14 protein-coding genes, 6 tRNA genes, 1 other RNA gene and 2 pseudogenes are annotated in these 17,039 nt (G+C 52.1%); 12 read left to right on the forward strand and 11 right to left on the reverse strand.

The window, feature by feature from the left end; genetic code table 11:
• Positions 1 to 20 precede the first annotated feature (20 nt).
• Positions 21 to 2,036: an NAD-dependent DNA ligase LigA gene (ligA, locus tag ACHH0Z_RS00340; RefSeq protein WP_045406110.1), complete on the forward strand. Its 2,016-nt coding sequence runs from the start codon at positions 21 to 23 to the stop codon at positions 2,034 to 2,036.
• A gap of 1 nt (position 2,037) precedes the next feature.
• On the forward strand, positions 2,038 to 2,253 hold the full coding sequence (locus ACHH0Z_RS00345; protein WP_003861328.1) for a DUF3820 family protein: 216 nt from the start codon (positions 2,038 to 2,040) through the stop codon (positions 2,251 to 2,253).
• Here the strand turns inward: ACHH0Z_RS00345 and ACHH0Z_RS00350 are convergent.
• Positions 2,250 to 3,245 carry a bile acid:sodium symporter family protein gene (locus tag ACHH0Z_RS00350; RefSeq protein ID WP_045406113.1) on the reverse strand — a complete coding sequence of 332 codons (996 nt, stop codon included), beginning with the start codon at positions 3,243 to 3,245 and terminating at the stop codon, positions 2,250 to 2,252. The genes ACHH0Z_RS00345 and ACHH0Z_RS00350 overlap by 4 nt on opposite strands.
• An 89-nt stretch (positions 3,246 to 3,334) precedes the next feature.
• On the opposite strand from ACHH0Z_RS00350, the gene ACHH0Z_RS00355 reads away from it, so the two are divergent.
• The gene (locus ACHH0Z_RS00355) at positions 3,335 to 4,270 is read left to right on the forward strand and encodes a LysR family transcriptional regulator (protein ID WP_045406116.1); all 936 of its coding nucleotides are present in this window, start codon (positions 3,335 to 3,337) and stop codon (positions 4,268 to 4,270) included.
• Here ACHH0Z_RS00355 and ACHH0Z_RS00360 read toward each other — a convergent pair.
• Positions 4,267 to 4,605 carry a FlxA-like family protein gene (locus ACHH0Z_RS00360; protein ID WP_045406118.1) on the reverse strand — a complete coding sequence of 113 codons (339 nt, stop codon included), beginning with the start codon at positions 4,603 to 4,605 and terminating at the stop codon, positions 4,267 to 4,269. The genes ACHH0Z_RS00355 and ACHH0Z_RS00360 overlap by 4 nt on opposite strands.
• Before the next feature lie 87 nt (positions 4,606 to 4,692).
• On the opposite strand from ACHH0Z_RS00360, the pseudogene ACHH0Z_RS00365 reads away from it, so the two are divergent.
• The 5 genes and pseudogenes from ACHH0Z_RS00365 to ACHH0Z_RS00385 all read left to right on the forward strand — a co-directional run.
• Positions 4,693 to 4,908: pseudogene (locus ACHH0Z_RS00365) on the forward strand (hypothetical protein); the annotation flags it as partial.
• A 37-nt stretch (positions 4,909 to 4,945) separates the two neighbouring features.
• Positions 4,946 to 5,702, forward strand: a pseudogene (locus tag ACHH0Z_RS00370) (LysR family transcriptional regulator).
• 194 nt (positions 5,703 to 5,896) lie between these two features.
• Positions 5,897 to 7,324: a pyruvate kinase gene (gene pyk / locus ACHH0Z_RS00375; protein ID WP_045406122.1), complete on the forward strand. Its 1,428-nt coding sequence runs from the start codon at positions 5,897 to 5,899 to the stop codon at positions 7,322 to 7,324.
• Positions 7,325 to 8,059 (forward strand): TSUP family transporter, encoded by a 735-nt coding sequence (locus ACHH0Z_RS00380; RefSeq protein WP_045406124.1) that lies wholly within the window; start codon positions 7,325 to 7,327, stop codon positions 8,057 to 8,059.
• Positions 8,060 to 8,064: 5 nt separating this feature from the next.
• Positions 8,065 to 8,991, forward strand: a complete 927-nt coding sequence (locus ACHH0Z_RS00385; protein ID WP_045406126.1) for an AEC family transporter — start codon at positions 8,065 to 8,067, stop codon at positions 8,989 to 8,991.
• Here ACHH0Z_RS00385 and ACHH0Z_RS00390 read toward each other — a convergent pair.
• The 6 genes from ACHH0Z_RS00390 to ACHH0Z_RS00415 form a co-directional block, all read right to left on the reverse strand.
• Complete coding sequence (locus ACHH0Z_RS00390) at positions 8,915 to 9,577, reverse strand: HD domain-containing protein (protein WP_047959174.1); 663 nt, start codon at positions 9,575 to 9,577, stop codon at positions 8,915 to 8,917. The two genes, ACHH0Z_RS00385 and ACHH0Z_RS00390, sit on opposite strands and share 77 nt — an antisense overlap.
• A gap of 267 nt (positions 9,578 to 9,844) precedes the next feature.
• A non-coding RNA gene (locus ACHH0Z_RS00395) (RtT sRNA) lies at positions 9,845 to 9,972 on the reverse strand.
• 29 nt (positions 9,973 to 10,001) lie between these two features.
• Positions 10,002 to 10,077: transfer RNA gene (locus ACHH0Z_RS00400), tRNA-Lys, on the reverse strand.
• Positions 10,078 to 10,081: 4 nt separating this feature from the next.
• A tRNA-Val gene (locus ACHH0Z_RS00405) sits at positions 10,082 to 10,157 on the reverse strand.
• A gap of 29 nt (positions 10,158 to 10,186) precedes the next feature.
• Positions 10,187 to 10,262: transfer RNA gene (locus ACHH0Z_RS00410), tRNA-Val, on the reverse strand.
• Positions 10,263 to 10,303: 41 nt separating this feature from the next.
• Positions 10,304 to 10,379, reverse strand: a tRNA-Val gene (locus ACHH0Z_RS00415).
• A 258-nt stretch (positions 10,380 to 10,637) separates the two neighbouring features.
• Here ACHH0Z_RS00415 and gltX point away from each other — a divergent pair.
• Positions 10,638 to 12,053 (forward strand): glutamate--tRNA ligase, encoded by a 1,416-nt coding sequence (gene gltX / locus ACHH0Z_RS00420; RefSeq protein WP_023294239.1) that lies wholly within the window; start codon positions 10,638 to 10,640, stop codon positions 12,051 to 12,053.
• 44 nt (positions 12,054 to 12,097) lie between these two features.
• On the opposite strand, the gene ACHH0Z_RS00425 is transcribed toward gltX, so the two are convergent.
• Together ACHH0Z_RS00425 and ACHH0Z_RS00430 are read right to left on the reverse strand one after the other, a co-directional pair.
• On the reverse strand, positions 12,098 to 12,490 hold the full coding sequence (locus tag ACHH0Z_RS00425) for a YfeC-like transcriptional regulator (protein ID WP_032663116.1): 393 nt from the start codon (positions 12,488 to 12,490) through the stop codon (positions 12,098 to 12,100).
• Between the two features lies 1 nt (position 12,491).
• Positions 12,492 to 12,854, reverse strand: a complete 363-nt coding sequence (locus ACHH0Z_RS00430; RefSeq protein ID WP_008501593.1) for a YfeC-like transcriptional regulator — start codon at positions 12,852 to 12,854, stop codon at positions 12,492 to 12,494.
• A 217-nt stretch (positions 12,855 to 13,071) separates the two neighbouring features.
• Here ACHH0Z_RS00430 and ACHH0Z_RS00435 point away from each other — a divergent pair.
• From ACHH0Z_RS00435 to ACHH0Z_RS00445, 3 genes are all read left to right on the forward strand, one after another.
• Positions 13,072 to 13,147, forward strand: a tRNA-Ala gene (locus ACHH0Z_RS00435).
• A gap of 41 nt (positions 13,148 to 13,188) precedes the next feature.
• Positions 13,189 to 13,264 (forward strand) — tRNA-Ala (locus tag ACHH0Z_RS00440).
• Between the two features lie 215 nt (positions 13,265 to 13,479).
• The gene (locus ACHH0Z_RS00445) at positions 13,480 to 15,669 is read left to right on the forward strand and encodes an EAL domain-containing protein (RefSeq protein WP_045409294.1); all 2,190 of its coding nucleotides are present in this window, start codon (positions 13,480 to 13,482) and stop codon (positions 15,667 to 15,669) included.
• Between the two features lie 44 nt (positions 15,670 to 15,713).
• On the opposite strand, the gene ACHH0Z_RS00450 is transcribed toward ACHH0Z_RS00445, so the two are convergent.
• Positions 15,714 to 16,901, reverse strand: a complete 1,188-nt coding sequence (locus ACHH0Z_RS00450; protein ID WP_008501591.1) for a NupC/NupG family nucleoside CNT transporter — start codon at positions 16,899 to 16,901, stop codon at positions 15,714 to 15,716.
• Positions 16,902 to 17,039: the final 138 nt, after the last annotated feature.

A 17,039-nucleotide genomic window follows, 5' to 3' on the forward strand; every position in this document is an offset into this window, starting at 1 on the left:
TTTCTCATTGATGGTGTGATATGGACTCAATCGAACAACAACTCACTGAACTGCGAACCACGCTTCGCCATCATGAATATCTCTATCATGTTATGGACGCGCCGGAAGTCCCGGATGCGGAGTATGACCGCCTGATGCGCGAGCTGCGCGAATTAGAGGCGCAGCATCCTGAACTCATTACACCGGATTCCCCCACCCAGCGCGTCGGCGCTGAGCCGCTGGGCGCTTTCAGCCAGGTGCGTCATGAAGTACCGATGCTGTCGCTGGATAACGTCTTCGATGAAGAGAGCTTTCTCGCGTTTAACAAGCGCGTGCAGGATCGCCTGAAAAGCAGCGACGCTCTCACCTGGTGCTGCGAACTGAAGCTGGATGGCCTGGCGGTCAGTCTTCTCTATGAAAACGGCGTGCTGGTGCGTGCCGCGACGCGTGGCGACGGTACGACGGGCGAAGACATCACCACCAACGTGCGTACCATCCGCGCGATCCCGCTGAAGCTGCAGGGTGACAATATTCCTGCACGTCTGGAAGTGCGCGGCGAGGTGTTTCTGCCCCAGGCGGGCTTCGAGAAAATTAACGAAGAGGCACGTCGCACCGGCGGTAAGGTGTTTGCTAACCCGCGTAACGCGGCGGCGGGCTCGCTGCGCCAGCTTGATCCGCGCATCACCGCGAAGCGACCGCTTACGTTCTTCTGCTACGGCGTCGGTATTCTGGAGGGCGGCGAGCTGCCGGATACCCATCTCGGGCGTCTGCTGCAGTTTAAGGCGTGGGGCCTGCCGGTGAGCAACCGCGTTCAGCTCTGCGACTCGCCGGAAGCGGTGCTGGCGTTCTACCACAAGGTGGAAGCGGACCGTCCGACGCTCGGCTTTGATATTGATGGCGTGGTCATCAAGGTGAACTCGCTGGCGCTGCAGGAGCGGCTGGGCTTTGTGGCGCGCGCGCCGCGCTGGGCGGTGGCGTTTAAGTTCCCGGCTCAGGAGCAGATGACCTTCGTCCGCGACGTGGAGTTCCTGGTGGGACGTACGGGGGCCATTACCCCGGTCGCTCGTCTGGAGCCCGTGCAGGTGGCGGGTGTGTTGGTGAGTAATGCCACGCTGCATAACGCCGATGAAATCGACCGCCTGGGTCTGCGTATCGGTGACAAAGTGGTGATCCGCCGTGCGGGTGATGTGATCCCACAGGTGGTTAACGTCGTGGAGTCAGAACGTCCTGACGATACGCGCGAGGTTGTCTTCCCGACCCATTGTCCGGTGTGCGGCTCGGACGTTGAGCGCGTAGAAGGTGAAGCAGTGGCCCGCTGTACGGGCGGCTTAATCTGTGGCGCGCAGCGTAAAGAGTCACTGAAGCACTTTGTCTCCCGTCGCGCAATGGACGTTGACGGCATGGGCGACAAGATTATCGATCAGCTGGTTGAGAAAGAGTACGTCCACACGCCAGCGGATCTCTTCAGGCTGACCGCAGGTAAACTAACCGGTCTGGATCGCATGGGGCCAAAGTCAGCCCAGAACGTGGTTAACGCGCTGGAAGCGGCAAAAGAGACCACCTTCGCCCGTTTCCTTTATGCGCTGGGCATTCGTGAAGTGGGTGAAGCGACGGCAGCAGGGCTGGCGGCGTACTTTGGTACGCTGGAGGCGCTGGAAAAGGCAAGCATCGAGGAGCTACAGAAAGTCCCGGATGTCGGCATCGTCGTCGCCACGCATGTCTTTAACTTCTTTGCTGAAGAGAGCAACCGCGAGGTCATCGGCCAACTGCTGGCAGAGGGCATCAAATGGCCTGCGCCGGTCGTCGTCAACGCCGAAGAGATCGACAGCCCGTTCGCCGGTAAAACGGTGGTGCTGACCGGCAGCCTGAGCCAGCTATCCCGTGATGATGCAAAGGCACGTCTGGTGGCGCTGGGAGCCAAAGTGGCGGGCAGCGTGTCGAAGAAAACCGATCTGGTCATTGCCGGGGAGGCTGCCGGTTCGAAGCTGGCGAAAGCCCAGGAGCTCGGCATTGAGGTTATCGACGAAGCAGAAATGATGCGTCTGTTAGGAGAGTAACGTGGAGAAAGAGCAGCTCGTTGAGATCGCCAATACGGAGATGCCGTTCGGTAAATACAAGGGCCGCAGGCTGATTGATTTGCCGGAGGAGTATCTGCTGTGGTTTGCCCGTAAGGATGAATTCCCGGCAGGGCGACTGGGCGAGCTGATGGCTATCACGTTACTGATCAAAACCGAGGGGCTGACCCAGCTGGTGCAGCCCCTGAAACGTCCTTAAGCCTTCGCGGCGCGGGTCCCTTCCTGCGTCAGTTTTTCCGTCTGGCGCTTGTAGCGACGCGCCAGCACCGCGCAGACCATCAGCTGGATCTGATGGAAAATCATTAGCGGCAGTACCATCATTCCAATCACCGAGGTCGGGAACAGAATGTTGGCCATCGGGATACCGTTTGCCAGACTCTTCTTCGAACCGCAGAACACAATCGTAATTTCATCCGCTTTGTTGAAGCCGCACTTGCGTGCCACAAAGACGTTTACTGCAATGACAATTGCCAGCAGGATGAGGCTGACCACCACGATAAAGAGCAGCGAACCGGCACCCACCTTATGCCAGATCCCGTTCACGACCGCTTCGCTGAAGGCGGAATAGACCACCAGCAGGATCGACGACTGGTCGGTTTTTGAAATCCATTTCTTGTGCTTTGCCACAAATGCGCCCGTCCACGGACGCGAGAGATGCCCCAGCACAAACGGCAGCAGCAGCTGCAAACAGATTTTGCCGACCTGCTCAAGGTTACCTTCCGCGCCGTGCATGTTCATCAGCAGGCCCACCAGCAGCGGGGAGACGAAAATCCCCAGCAGGCTGGATGCCGATGCCGAGCAGACGGCGGCCGCAACGTTCCCTCCCGCCAGAGAGGTAAAGGCAATGGCGGATTGCACGGTAGCCGGCAGAATACAGAGATACAGAAAACCGGTATAGAGCGCCGGGTCGACGTTAACCGGTGCCCACCAGGCAAACAGCACGCCGAGGATCGGGAAGAGAATGAACGTGCTGCACATTACCCAGAGATGCAGCCGCCAGTGGCTCCCCCCTGCGATAATCGCTTCACGGGACAGCTTCGCACCGTGCATAAAAAACAGCAGTGCGATGGCGGCCGTCGTCAGCCCTTCAAAGAACGGGACGAACCCGCCGCGAGCGGGAAAGAACGAGGCCAGTAAAACGGTAACGACCAGGGTGAGCGTAAACGGATCAACAATACGAAATAGTTTCATAATGACTCCTGAAAACAGATGTCGCTATTGTGCTTTTTTCCATTTGAGAAATAAAATTGATTTATTGCATCCATTCATGAATTAAACAGATGAATTTTTCCTTACGCCAGCTCCGCATTTTCGTTACCGTCGCCAATGCCCGCAGCTTTAGCCGGGCAGGGGAGATGATTGGCCTGAGCCAGTCGGCGGTCAGCCACAGCGTGAAAGAACTGGAAAATCAGACCGGCGTCCGGTTGCTTGACCGCACCACGCGCGAAGTGGTGTTGACCGAAGCTGGGCAGCAGCTTGCTCTGCGCCTTGAACGGCTGCTGGATGAGCTGAACAGCACGCTCAGAGACGTGGGTAGGCTGGGGCAGCAGCTTTCGGGTACCGTGCGGGTCGCGGCTAGCCAGACGATATCTGCACACCTTATCCCGCAGTGTATTGCCGAGGGGAACCATCGCTACCCGGACATTGACTTTGTCCTGCATGACCGGCCACAGCAGTGGGTACTGGAGAGCATCCGCCAGGGGGATGTCGATTTTGGTATTGTTATCGATCCCGGCCAGGTGAGCGATCTGGAGTGCGAAAGCGTACTTTCGGAGCCCTTTTTGCTGCTCTGCCGTGACGACGATCCGCTGGCCGCGTTGCCTGACGTCAGGTGGAAGTCACTGCAGGGCGCAAACCTGGTTTTACAAGATTATGCCTCGGGCAGCCGCCCGCTGATTGATTCCGCGCTGATGAATCAGGGGGTAAAGGCAGCGATCGTGCAGGAGATTGGCCACCCGGCAACGCTGTTTCCCATGGTGGAAGCCGGGATCGGCATCAGCGTGTTGCCCGCCCTGGCGCTTCCCCTGCCTCAGGGAAGTCGACTTGCCGTGAAGCGGTTGACGCCCGTTGTCGAACGAAAGCTAATGCTGGTGCGGCGAAAAAATCGTTCACTCTCGGGGGCGGCGCAGGCTATCTGGGAAGTGGTGCGTATCCAGGCACAGCGATTGACCGAGGCCCGCATACGCGACCCACTGTTTAACGCATCAGAAGATTAGATGTAGATATCGATCTGATGCGTGTCTGACGGGCTGTTAACACCTTCCACTTTGCCGAGCTTTTGATCCTGCTTCTTCTGCGCCTCTTCCGCCTGCTGGCGCTGCAGCGCGGCGAGCTGCGCCTGCAGCACTTTGATCTGGGTCTGAATCAGTTCCTGCTGCTTTTTCTTCTCATCCGCGCTGCCGGGGCTGTTCGCCAGCTCTTTTAACTGCTGAGTCAGCTTTTTGATCTTATCGAGAATGCGGCTGATTTGCGCGGCGATATCGTTACTGCTGGAAGTACCGCTCCCGCCGCTGGTCTGAATAGGTTGGGTTGAAGCCTGAATGGTCGTCATACTTTTTCCTCGCGTTATAAAACAGAGGTATCGGCACCGACGGGATTAGCTTGAGGAAAACTGCCATATCTGGCAGGGAGTTACGTTGCGTATGTCGGTTCGGTATTGAGCGGTATAACCGTAGATTATTTCTCGGTGGACGGGGTGAAAGAGAGGCAGACGATCTGGCTGGTGTTTGCAACCTACGCGCTGGCGCTCGCGGTGGTGTTTTATTTCAGTTTTAACTATCGCCATACCTGTAAAAATAGCGAGATGCGTACAGTTGCGCACTCAATTTCCCCTGTGGAGGGTGAAAGGCCTTAAGGCAGGCGCATCAATGTTATCGCCAGGATATGTTTTGATGGAACGCGTCTATCGTACCGATCTCAAGTTGCTGCGCTACTTTCTGGCCGTGGCGGAGGAACTACATTTTGGACGGGCTGCTGCCCGTCTCAATATGTCTCAGCCGCCGCTCAGCTTGCATATTAAAGAACTGGAAAGCCAGCTGGGCACGTTACTGTTCATTCGCCACTCGCGAAGTGTCGCCCTGACACATGCCGGTAAAGTGCTGATGGAAGAGTCGCGCCGGTTGCTCGCCAGCGCAAACCTGGCGTTGGCTCGCGTCGAGCAAATAGGCCGGGGGGAGGCTGGGCGCATTGATCGGCACTGCGATGTGGAGCGAGGTGCGCACGGTAATACACGCTTTTTTAAAAGCGCATCCGAATGTAGATGTCGTGTTTCGTGAAAAATCCCCGGTCATGCAGATGGCGCTGCTTGAGCGGCGGGAGCTGGACGTGGGCATCGGGCGAATGGCAACCGAACCCACCGCGGGGTTAACCAGCGTGCGGTTGTATGACGCCGCTTTTCTGGTGGCGATGCCGGAAGATCACCGTCTGGTGAGCGAATCAGCAATTGCGCTCTCAGCATTGCAGGACGAGTATTTTGTCACGATGCCTTCCGCGCATTCTGATTGGGCATTTTTACATCGCGTCTGCCAGCAGTCCGGGTTTTCGCCGCTGATGAAGGAGCGTATACCGGCCGATTTGTATGTGGTGTATGACGAGAAGCAGGCGACGCCTGCGGTGAAGACGTTGATTGCGACGTTGACGGCTGGCTGAGGGGATAAAACGCTTTTTATCTTCTTATTGAAAATATGTATAAGAAATCCCTGATTATGGAAATGTTGAAATTACAGGTTCGGATCATCATAAAATTGCTGTAATAATTATTAGGTATATTAAATAGTTTAATATCATTAACTGAATTGTCATAAAACTGTCATAAAGAGCTTTTCTTATACAAGGAGTGATTTATGACAGGTTCACGCGTTATCGCTACTATCGGCCCGGCTTCAGACAATACTGACACGTTACTCAAATTACGCAAAGCAGGCATGTCCGTTGCTCGATTAAATGGTTCTCATAATACCCCCGAATGGCATGCAGAAACGGTTAAGCTTCTGCGTAAAACCGTTCCTGATGTTCCTGTACTGCTGGATATTCCTGGAAGGAAAATTCGGACACTCCAGTTGGCTCATGAACCTTCGTTCAAAAGTGGCGATACAATAATACTGACAACAGATACCCGCCATGACGGTACAGAAAAAGTTCCCGTCGGATTTGATCGGCTTCATGAGAAATTATCCGTCGGCGACGGCGTTTTCGCAGATGACGGAACGCTTTCATTTGTTGTTGACAACATTCAGGGAAGAGATATTTATTTGCGGGCTAATATGGATGGCAAATTAAGGAGTCGTAAGGGAATAAATGTACCTGGTATCGACCTTGGGCAGTCTTTGGTAACAGATAAAGATCGAGCAATGATTGAATTTGCTAAATCAATCGGTGTTGATTATATCGGAATCAGTTTTGTTGAAAGCCGGGAGCATATTGAAGCCATTCGTGATCTGATTGCTGCACCCGTTCCGCGTATCGTGGCAAAAGTAGAAAACCGTGGGGGGATTACTCATCTTGCTGAAATTGTAGATTCGGCGGATGTGATTATGATTGACCGTGGCGATCTTGCCGTTGAAACATCCATTGATCATGTGGCCCTTTATCAGAAAAAAATCCTCCGTGAAGCGGCTCGCGCAGGTAAGCCCACCATTGTTGCGACTGAAATGCTCCACAGCATGATTGAAAATCCTTTACCAACAAAAGCGGAAGTCAGCGATATCACTAATGCTATATTGGATGGCGCTTCAGCTGTTATGCTTTCCGGTGAAACGGCTGTGGGTCGCTATCCGGTTGAGGCTGTTGATCGGATCAGTCGTATTGCGACACTCGCGGCTACGGGGCGCCACTCACCTTATCATACCGTCAAAGAGCCAACAGACAGCGATCTCAGACATACCATTCGTGCGCTTGCAAAGGCTTTACCGCTGACTCGCCTGGTCGTCCTTTCCCGTACGGGTTACGCCGTGCGCATTGCTGCTATGTCTGATGCCGGATTGCCTGTATTAGCCATAGGAACACATCCAGAATTGACACGTAGCTGGAATCTACTTCCGAATGTGACCAGCGTGTATATTAAAAACGAGGATGAAATATCACTACAGGGCGAAGATCAACTTTTGAGAAAATTAACCCATAGTGGATATCTTCTTGAAGATGATTATGTCGTGATTATCTCTGCTCAACAGGACAGTAATAGCCTTAATGGAAATGTAATTCACACACTTAATGTAAAAGCCTGGCTTCAGCATCAGTTGATAAAACGCAATGAAGCAGAGGTGGCATAAATGGAACACGAATATCTCTTCTTGCCTGTTATTATGCTGTTTTCAGTGATTCAATCTATCTTTGGCATGGGTATTCTGGTCTTTGGGACACCAGCACTTCTCCTGCTAGGGTATGATTTTTCGTCTGTCCTGGGCCTGCTTTTGCCTTCATCGGTCCTGATTTCATTGACTCAGTTATATACTGGTCGTGGATGGCGTGTAGACAGGAAAGAAATTTTCAATATGGCCTTGTGTGCGGCTGCTGTGATTATCTTTCTGAGTGTCATTATTATTTCAGGTGGAAGGTTTAATTTTGACTTCATTATTGGTTTGGTACTAATATTTTCTGCAGTAGTGAGATTGAGTACAAATTTTAGACAGTTTATCAGTGCCAGGCTTATTAAATATCAGCGCCTTTATGTGCTAGTGATGGGGGCTTTGCATGGGGTAACAAATATGGGTGGGGCATTATTGGCTCTCTATGCCTCAACCATTCAAAACGAAAAGACAGCCATACGCGCAGAAGTCTCACGCTATTATCTGATGTTTGGCATAATACAATTGCTTACGCTTACTATCCTGAAACCACATTCTCTGAGTCTCTCCGGCTTTATGGCCGCACCATTTGCACTATTTGTTTACTGGGGAGTAGGGAACGTACTTTTCCGTCGCGCTAGCCCATCCGTATATGAAGGTCTGCTGACAGCCTTTATTGCGGTATATGGCATTCTGGTGCTAACGAAGGGATATATCTGACGACCATGATTACGACTCTGCTCGCTCTTATTCCTGTCATGTTTCTGATTGCCCTGGGCTATATGCTACGCTCGCGCAATTTTATTGATATGCAATTTTGGTTGCCCTGTGAGAAGCTCAATTACTTTTGGCTGTTCCCTGCGCTAATGTTCTCCCAGGTTGCCTCGGCTGACCTGGGGGAATTTCCGGTCAAGCCTATCGCATGGTCTATCCTTGGGGCAGTGCTGCTGGCAGCACTGTCTCTTTGGATCTGGCGGGGATTAAGCAGACAGTCAGGTCCTGTATTTTCCTCTGTCATTCAGGGAGCATTACGGCCGAATACCTATATTGGGGTGGCGGCAGCGGCAGCAACCTATGGCACTACCGGGTTGGCAGTCACGTCGATTAGTATCGCTGTAGCGATTCCTCTTTTGAATGTGGCATCCATTATTGTACTGATGTATTACGGTCAGGGTTCGAAACCCGCGCAGGCACAAATCATCAGGGCGCTGGTACGTAACCCTGTCATAATTTCGGTGCTTGCTGGGCTGCTTTTTAATGTCGCGAGTTTGCATTTACCGCAGATTGTATCCGACATTTTGCATATTCTGGGAGGTGCTTCTCTGCCTCTGGGGCTACTGGCTGTAGGTGCCGGGCTGGATCTGAAAGCGGCCCGTGCTTCTCACGGTGCCGTGTTGCAGTCGACAATCGTTAAGCTTCTTTTTGTTCCTCTGGTGACACTACTCATTGGTATATGGTCAGGAATAAGTGGTCCTGTACTGGCAACTGTCGTACTCTTCAACGCTCTTCCTTGTACTCCCTCTGCCTACATCATGTCCAAACTGCTTGGTGGAGATTACCGCCTCTCAGCAGGCATTATTTCTGTTCAGACGGTACTGGCTGCGGTAACGATTCCGGCAATTCTTTTTCTGACCACGTTGTCACCGAGCTGAGTGGCGTGTGCTGTTCATACTGCGCCCAGCTCTCTACGAACCATGCATCGCTTCCCTGCTGCTGACACAGCAGGGCAAGTCCTTCATCGCATAGCGCGCGGGCTTGTGCATACAGGATTTGATCTCCGGCTGTGAGGACACTGAGCAACCTTTTCATCTCTAAAATATATTCGCAGGCAAAAATCGGGTCGCGCGCCACAACATCTCTTGCATTATCTATAAGATCGCATAACTTTATCGTTTGTGCTCCGGCATTTGCCCGCGCGCTGTGAATGAGATTGGCATTCTTGCGGTCAATACGAGAGCCTCCCGTTCGCCGGGTCCTGACATCCGTCAGCATTTCAACATATTGTCCGACCTCCGCGCCGAACAACGAATCGATGGTTTCCAGTGTAACTCCCGTATCCTCAACGACATCATGGAGCCATGCCGCTGCGATCATTTCTTCGGTTGGATTTATGCTTTGTAGTAATTTGACGACGGATGCAGGGTGGACAATATAAGGTTCGCCTGTGAACTTACGTTTTTGACCGGCTTTACGATGAGCCTGGGTTGCAAAGCGTCTGGCACGTTCGCTGAGTTTCATTGTTTTTTCACCTAAATCGTTATTTTATATTGCCTTTTTTGCGTCTTTTCCAGACCGAAATGTTATATCTTATCCTTCATTTAATTAAGACGTCTGCCAGACGAGAAAAACGCATAATTTTTAAAGGAATACGGTTTTCCGCTCGCCCTTCGGGCCGTCGCCGAAAACGGCTCCTGTGCCTCACTACGTTCGGCTCGAACCTGCAACAGGTTCGAATCGTATATATCGCAGAAAGCAAAAAAGCGCCTTTAGGGCGCTTTTTTACATTGGTGGGTCGTGCAGGATGACTCGGCTTCGCCTCGCCCTTCGGGCCGTCGCCGAAAACGGCTCCTGTGCCTCACTACGTTCGGCTCGAACCTGCAACAGGTTCGAATCATATATATCGCAGAAAGCAAAAAAGCGCCTTTAGGGCGCTTTTTTACATTGGTGGGTCGTGCAGGATTCGAACCTGCGACCAATTGATTAAAAGTCAACTGCTCTACCAACTGAGCTAACGACCCGAAATGGTGGGCGATGACGGGCTCGAACCGCCGACCCCCTCCGTGTAAAGGAGATGCTCTACCAACTGAGCTAATCGCCCATTTCGGAACTGCTGCGATAAGATGAGAATGGTGGGCGATGACGGGCTCGAACCGCCGACCCCCTCCGTGTAAAGGAGATGCTCTACCAACTGAGCTAATCGCCCAATCTCAATCTTTATCTACACTGCGAGTCTACCGAAGTAGATGGTGGGTGATGACGGGCTCGAACCGCCGACCCCCTCCGTGTAAAGGAGATGCTCTACCAACTGAGCTAATCACCCCCGCTGTGTGGAGTCGCATTATAGGGAGAGTTGAAAATGAGTCAACGCATTTTCTAAAGTTTTTATTCGTTCGTCGTAAAATTAAGCAAAACGATCGCGAAACGGGCAGTGGCGCATGATTTCTAAACAAAAATCGCAAACTCGGGCCCGATTCAGGGAACAACATTGAGGAATCGCCGCACAGTGATAGAATATTGCCCATTGTTTTTTCCCCAGGATTTGCCGATTACCGGCATCTTTATAACGTAAGGCCATTTCATGAAAATCAAAACTCGCTTCGCGCCGAGCCCGACAGGCTATCTGCACGTCGGTGGTGCACGTACCGCTCTCTATTCCTGGCTTTTCGCACGCCACAACAAAGGTGAGTTCGTGCTGCGTATTGAAGACACCGATCTTGAGCGCTCCACGCCAGAAGCAATTGAAGCCATTATGGATGGGATGAACTGGCTGAACCTGGAATGGGATGAAGGTCCCTACTTCCAGACCAAACGCTTCGACCGCTATAACGCCGTCATTGATGAGATGCTGGTCGCGGGCACGGCGTATAAGTGCTACTGCTCCAAAGAGCGTCTGGATGCGCTGCGTGAAGAGCAGATGGCGAACGGTGAAAAGCCGCGTTATGACGGCCGCTGCCGCCACGACCACAGCGAGCATGCTGCAGATGAGCCTTGCGTTGTGCGTTTTGCTAACCCGCAAGAGGGGTCTGTGATCTTTGACGATCAGATCCGTGGCCCGATCGAATTCAGCAACCAGGAGCTCGATGATCTGATCATCCGTCGTACCGATGGTTCTCCAACCTACAACTTCTGCGTGGTGGTGGACGACTGGGATATGGAAATTACCCACGTTGTGCGCGGTGAAGACCATATCAACAACACGCCACGTCAGATCAACATCCTGAAGGCGCTGAACGCCCCTGTGCCTGTCTATGCCCATGTCTCCATGATCAACGGCGACGACGGGAAAAAGCTGTCTAAACGTCACGGTGCGGTGAGCGTGATGCAGTATCGCGACGACGGCTATCTGCCAGAAGCGCTGCTGAACTATCTTGTGCGTCTGGGCTGGGCTCACGGTGACCAGGAGATCTTCAGCCGCGAAGAGATGATCGAACTGTTCTCTCTGAGCTCTGTCAGCAAATCCGCCAGCGCGTTCAACACCGACAAGCTCCTGTGGCTGAACCATCACTACATCAATACCATGCCGCCAGAATATGTGGCGACGTATCTGCAGTGGCACATTGAGCAGGCAAATATTGATACCCGCACAGGCCCTGAGCTGGCGGATCTGGTGAAACTGCTCGGCGAGCGCTGCAAAACGCTGAAAGAGATTGCTGAAAGCTGCCGCTACTTCTATGAAGAGTTTGATGCGTTTGATGCGGACGCCGCGAAGAAACACCTTCGCCCGGTTGCGCGTCAGCCGCTGGAAGTGGTGCGTGACAAGCTGGCTGCCATTACCGAGTGGACCGCAGAGAATGTGCATCACGCCATTCAGGCGACGGCGGACGAGCTGGAAGTCGGCATGGGTAAAGTCGGTATGCCACTGCGCGTTGCGGTGACCGGTGCGGGTCAGTCTCCGGCGCTGGACGTAACGGTTCATGCTATCGGCAAATCACGCAGCGTAGCGCGCATTAACAAGGCTCTGGACTTTATCGCTGAACGAGAAAATCAGCAGTAATAACGTCTCAGATAAAACAAACGGCAGGGGAACCTGCCGTTTTTTTATGCTTCTTCTTCTGCAATACCCAGACGCTTAAGAAAGCCGTGAATGCCTTCGCGCTTCAGGAAGGTGTCCAGACGCTTCTGCTCTGCTGCAGTCATATTCTCCAGCGTCTCAATTATGCCCGGAAACAGGTTTGCAGAGGGGGCATTGTAGGCGGAGGTGGCCTCCGCGAGATGGTAAACCGCCTGACGGTTGCGAATCGCCGGGAGACTCATAATGTGTTCCTTCACGCGCGCATCGATATGAATGAGCCGCGCGCGGCCGCCTTTCACGCCGTTGAGTCCTTCTGTTTTCCAGCCCTGCTGGCGAATCCAGCGATTAACCGTTTGCCTGGCAACGCCCAAACTCTCCGCCAGCTCTTCCGTGGTCATTTTGCTCCGTAATTTTTTCATATCAGTCCCGATCGCGAATCCCTAAACGTTGCAACAATCCGGTGATCCCTTCCCGCAGTAACAGCGATGTCATCTGTTTCTGCTCTTCCGGTGTCATTTCATCAGCCAGCGTCAGGAGTAGGGTGTGAAGCGAACTGTTATGGCTGGTACCTTCTGCCATATCGGACGTTTCGCTTGCCCGACGTGCGCTGCGGATAAAGTCGCGGACTTTTTCGTTCACATGTACCAGTCGCGCTTTCCCGCCCTGAACGCCAGGTTTTGGTGACGTAATCCAACCCTCTTTGCGTACCCATTTATTGATGGTCTGTCGGCTATAGCCAGTGAGCAGGGCTAACTCTTCTGGCGTCATTCGTTCCTTGATCATGCAATTTCCTGAATATCAGTGGGGTTAATTAACGGCTCATTTTATAGCACCGTTTTACATGAAAACGTGACAGGCTTAACTCCTGATTACGAGCACGCTCGCAAAGTGATTCATTTGCATGATTTTTCGGCGATCGAACGGCGGTCATTGATTTTGCCGTTGACACTCCGCAGCGGAATTCATATTATGCCGCCCGTCAACATGACAGCTTTACGATGGGGCTATAGCTCAGCTGGGAGAGCGCTTGCATGGCATGCAAGAGGTCAGCGGTTCGATCCCGCTTAGCTCCACCAAACTCTGAACCCAACAGAGTGCGGTCAGTAAAGTCACATGTGGGGCTATAGCTCAGCTGGGAGAGCGCTTGCATGGCATGCAAGAGGTCAGCGGTTCGATCCCGCTTAGCTCCACCAAAATTGTAAACCCTCGTCAAATGACGAGGTTTTTTTTTATCTGTTTGTAACGCCCGCCACTGGTTTTTGTTATCAAAAATAAGGTATTCCCATACCTCACCTCAATCGAAATCAATAAACGTGTCTATAAATAGACTTGAACTTGATTCGTGCAATTAATAAACCTATTATCCATCCGGTCAATGATTCAGACGGATAATATACTCATCAGCTTAATGAATAGAAAAACGTACAATAATGTAAAGATATTTATAATTGCCCTGACACTTTGTCTGATTGCGGTACCTGTCTCCCGTTATCTCTCTCCACGCGCAATTGTTAATGGTCATGACGTTTATTTAGCATGGCTGCCGCTCAGCGTGATGCTGGCGGTAATTCTGCTATTTGGGCGCAGGGCTATTCTTCCCATTTTGTTAGGTTTTACTGTCACTAATTTATTCTATATTAATTTAGCACCGCTACAATATTCAGTTTTGCTGTTCTGTCAGACCTTTGCGTTGTTCGCGGCCTGCGGCCTGCTACGCCTCATGCTGGGCAAGCGCTGGCGCCACTCCATCCCTAACAAGCACATCGGGCTACGTATATTCTGGCTCGGTTTTATTGTGCCATTTGGTATTAAGCTGTCGATGTATATGGCAGGCTATTTGTTTGATTTTCCGGTGACTATCTCAACCTATTTCGGCGAAGGAACGGTAATTTATAATGTTGTGGATATTCAAAGCCTGATATGCGCGGGGCTGATTTTTACCATGATGTTCTATTACCCATTAAGAATGATAATTAATCCTCGTTATGCCGTCACCTTCTGGCGGCGAAGCGTGAAGCCCGTGTTTTATCACAAGAATCCATTATATATTTTTGTCTGGCTGATGCTTTTAGGCGCCATTCTCATCATTTTATGTGGTCCTTTTGAATCACCGGTCATTGCGGGCTATTTGATGCCGCTGATTTTTATTCTTTTTACCCTGGCAATAAGCCGCCTGACCTATGCGTTGATTTCTCTGCTGTGGGCCACCTCAGCGCTCCTGCTGTTGACCTACAACTACAACTTCCTGAACGGGGTCGAATCGGGCCATTCACTCTCCTTTATCCTCTCCGTGCTGATTTCTTTCGCTATCTGCTTGCTTTACATGTCGCGCATTTACCAGCGCAGCGAGTGGCTGAAGCGGGGCTGGCAGGGCAGGGCGCTTACCGATCCCCTTACCGGTTTGCCCAATATTCGTGCGCTGGAAGATTATCTTGAGATTCACCCGGATGCCAAAGTGTGCATTCTGCGCATGGATAACCTGGAGTTTTTGAGCCGCCACTACGGGATTATCATGCGGGTCCACTGCAAACGTACGATCGCCACGTCGCTACAGCCACTTTTGCAGAAAGATGAGACGCTCTTCCAGCTTCCGGGAAGCGAACTGGTGCTGGTATTACTGGGGCCGGGAACCGCCGAGCGGCTCCAGCATATGGTCGATCGGCTGAACAGCCGTAAGATTTTCTGGAACAACACCGGGCTGGATATTGAATTTGGCGCATCCTGGGGAATGGTCGAAAACGGCGAAAAGCTGCATCACACGCTGGGACAGCTGAGCTGGCTGGCAGAGCAGGCCTGCGGAGAGCAAAACGTTCTCGCGCTCACGAATAGCCTTGAGGCGGCATCAGGACAAACGACAGAGCGTGTCCTGATGCTGGCGCGGATTAAGCATGCCCTTGAGGTGGGGCAGTTCCATTTATACGCGCAACCGATCCAGAAGGCGGACGGGAGCGGGTATTACGAAATCCTGGCGCGTATGGAGAGCGAGGACGAGATCTTCACCCCTGACCGCTTTATTCCGCTGATTGCCCAGTTCAACCTCAGCCATCGGTTTGATATGTGCATTATGGAGAAATTACTGCTGTGGCTGCGCGATCACCCTTCAACACAGGCTGGCACCCGTTTCTCCGTCAATCTGATGCCGCTCACGCTGATGCAAAAAGAGGTGGCGACTGAGATTTGCGCGCTGTTTGAACGGTACGGCGTGGCACCTCAGGCCGTCGTGATTGAGATCACCGAGGAGCAGGCTTTTTCAAATTCAGGCACAAGTATCAACAATATTCAGCAGCTGCGGGATTACGGTTTCCGAATTGCCATAGATGATTTTGGTACTGGCTACGCCAACTACGAGCGCCTCAGACGCCTGCAGGCGGACATCATTAAAATTGACGGCTGCTTTGTGAAAGACATTTGTACAGACGACATGGATGCAATGATCGTCCAGTCGATGTGTAATCTGGCGAAGGCGAAATCGCTGTGCGTCGTCGCGGAATACGTCGAAACGCCGGCCCAGCGGGAGATGCTGCTTCGCTTTGGTGTGGATTACCTGCAGGGATACCTGATAGGCAAACCCAAACCGCTGGAAGAATTGCGGGCATAAAAAAACCGGGAGCCAGGCTCCCGGTTTTTGTTTAACGGTAAACGTTACAGAACCAGTGCCGCGATAGATGCGGACAGGACGCTCACCAGCGTAGAGCCGTAAACCAGCTTCAGGCCAAAGCGAGAAACCACGTTACCCTGCTCTTCGTTCAGACCCTTAATCGCACCGGCGATGATACCGATAGACGAGAAGTTCGCGAAGGAGACCAGGAACACGGACAGAATACCTTCCGCGCGTGGAGAAAGCGTGCTGGCAATTTTCTGCAGATCCATCATCGCAACGAATTCGTTAGAAACCAGTTTGGTTGCCATGATACTGCCCACCTGCAGCGCTTCGTGAGCCGGAACACCCATCACCCATGCAACTGGGTAGAAGATGTAGCCCAGAATGCCCTGGAAGGAGATACCCAGCACCGCGGCGAACAGGGCGTTCAGTGCAGAAATCAGCGCAATGAAGCCGATCAGCATGGCGGCAACGATAATCGCGACTTTGAAACCGGCCAGGATGTATTCACCCAGCATTTCGAAGAAGCTCTGGCCTTCGTGCAGGTTAGACATCTGGATGTTCTCTTCGCTGGCGTCAACGCGGTACGGGTTGATCAGCGACAGAACGATAAAGGTGCTGAACATGTTCAGTACCAGCGCAGCCACCACGTATTTTGGTTCCAGCATGGTCATATACGCGCCCACGATAGACATGGAAACGGTAGACATTGCGGTTGCCGCCATGGTGTACATGCGGTTGCGGGACATCTTGCCGAGAATATCTTTATACGCGATGAAGTTCTCAGACTGACCGAGGATCAGGGAACTGACGGCGTTGAAGGATTCCAGCTTACCCATGCCGTTCACTTTGGATAACAGGAAACCAATTCCACGAATCACGAACGGCAGAACGCGGATGTGCTGCAGAATACCGATCAGCGCGGAGATGAAGACGATAGGGCAGAGAACCTTCAGGAAGAAGAACGCCAGACCTTCGTCGTTCATTTTACCGAAGACAAAGTTGGTCCCTTCATTGGCGAATCCGAGCAGTTTTTCGAACATTTCGGAGAAGCCTTTCACGAAGCCGAGGCCTACGTTGGAGTTCAGGAAGAACCACGCAAGTAAAACTTCAATGACCAGCAGTTGGACAACATAACGAATACGAATTTTTTTGCGGTCTGTGCTGACCAGCAATGCGAGTGCAGTAACGACAACAAGTGCCAGGACAAAATGAAGGACGCGGTCCATATTTGCTCCAAATATGAGGCAGGTTTAATTTTCGTGCACATTCTATGTAACAAGCGAAAAGAAAACGAGATCGAGGACACACTATAGTTACATCCTGTGACGAGTCTCAAAAATAGTGATCCACAATACATTTTTGTT

Source organism: Enterobacter cloacae complex sp. 2024EL-00227 (assembly GCF_043945315.1).
Lineage (GTDB): Bacteria > Pseudomonadota > Gammaproteobacteria > Enterobacterales > Enterobacteriaceae > Enterobacter > Enterobacter roggenkampii.

Bases quoted from the DNA above. Each gene is read 5' to 3' on its own strand.
- ligA (WP_045406110.1), top strand. From the start codon at position 21: ATGGACTCAATCGAACAACAACTCACTGAACTGCGAACCACGCTTCGC.
- ACHH0Z_RS00350 (WP_045406113.1), bottom strand. From the start codon at position 3,245: ATGAAACTATTTCGTATTGTTGATCCGTTTACGCTCACCCTGGTCGTT.
- ACHH0Z_RS00355 (WP_045406116.1), top strand. From the start codon at position 3,335: ATGAATTTTTCCTTACGCCAGCTCCGCATTTTCGTTACCGTCGCCAAT.
- ACHH0Z_RS00360 (WP_045406118.1), bottom strand. From the start codon at position 4,605: ATGACGACCATTCAGGCTTCAACCCAACCTATTCAGACCAGCGGCGGG.
- pyk (WP_045406122.1), top strand. From the start codon at position 5,897: ATGACAGGTTCACGCGTTATCGCTACTATCGGCCCGGCTTCAGACAAT.
- ACHH0Z_RS00380 (WP_045406124.1), top strand. From the start codon at position 7,325: ATGGAACACGAATATCTCTTCTTGCCTGTTATTATGCTGTTTTCAGTG.
- ACHH0Z_RS00385 (WP_045406126.1), top strand. From the start codon at position 8,065: ATGATTACGACTCTGCTCGCTCTTATTCCTGTCATGTTTCTGATTGCC.
- ACHH0Z_RS00390 (WP_047959174.1), bottom strand. From the start codon at position 9,577: ATGAAACTCAGCGAACGTGCCAGACGCTTTGCAACCCAGGCTCATCGT.
- gltX (WP_023294239.1), top strand. From the start codon at position 10,638: ATGAAAATCAAAACTCGCTTCGCGCCGAGCCCGACAGGCTATCTGCAC.
- ACHH0Z_RS00425 (WP_032663116.1), bottom strand. From the start codon at position 12,490: ATGAAAAAATTACGGAGCAAAATGACCACGGAAGAGCTGGCGGAGAGT.
- ACHH0Z_RS00430 (WP_008501593.1), bottom strand. From the start codon at position 12,854: ATGATCAAGGAACGAATGACGCCAGAAGAGTTAGCCCTGCTCACTGGC.
- ACHH0Z_RS00445 (WP_045409294.1), top strand. From the start codon at position 13,480: ATGAATAGAAAAACGTACAATAATGTAAAGATATTTATAATTGCCCTG.
- ACHH0Z_RS00450 (WP_008501591.1), bottom strand. From the start codon at position 16,901: ATGGACCGCGTCCTTCATTTTGTCCTGGCACTTGTTGTCGTTACTGCA.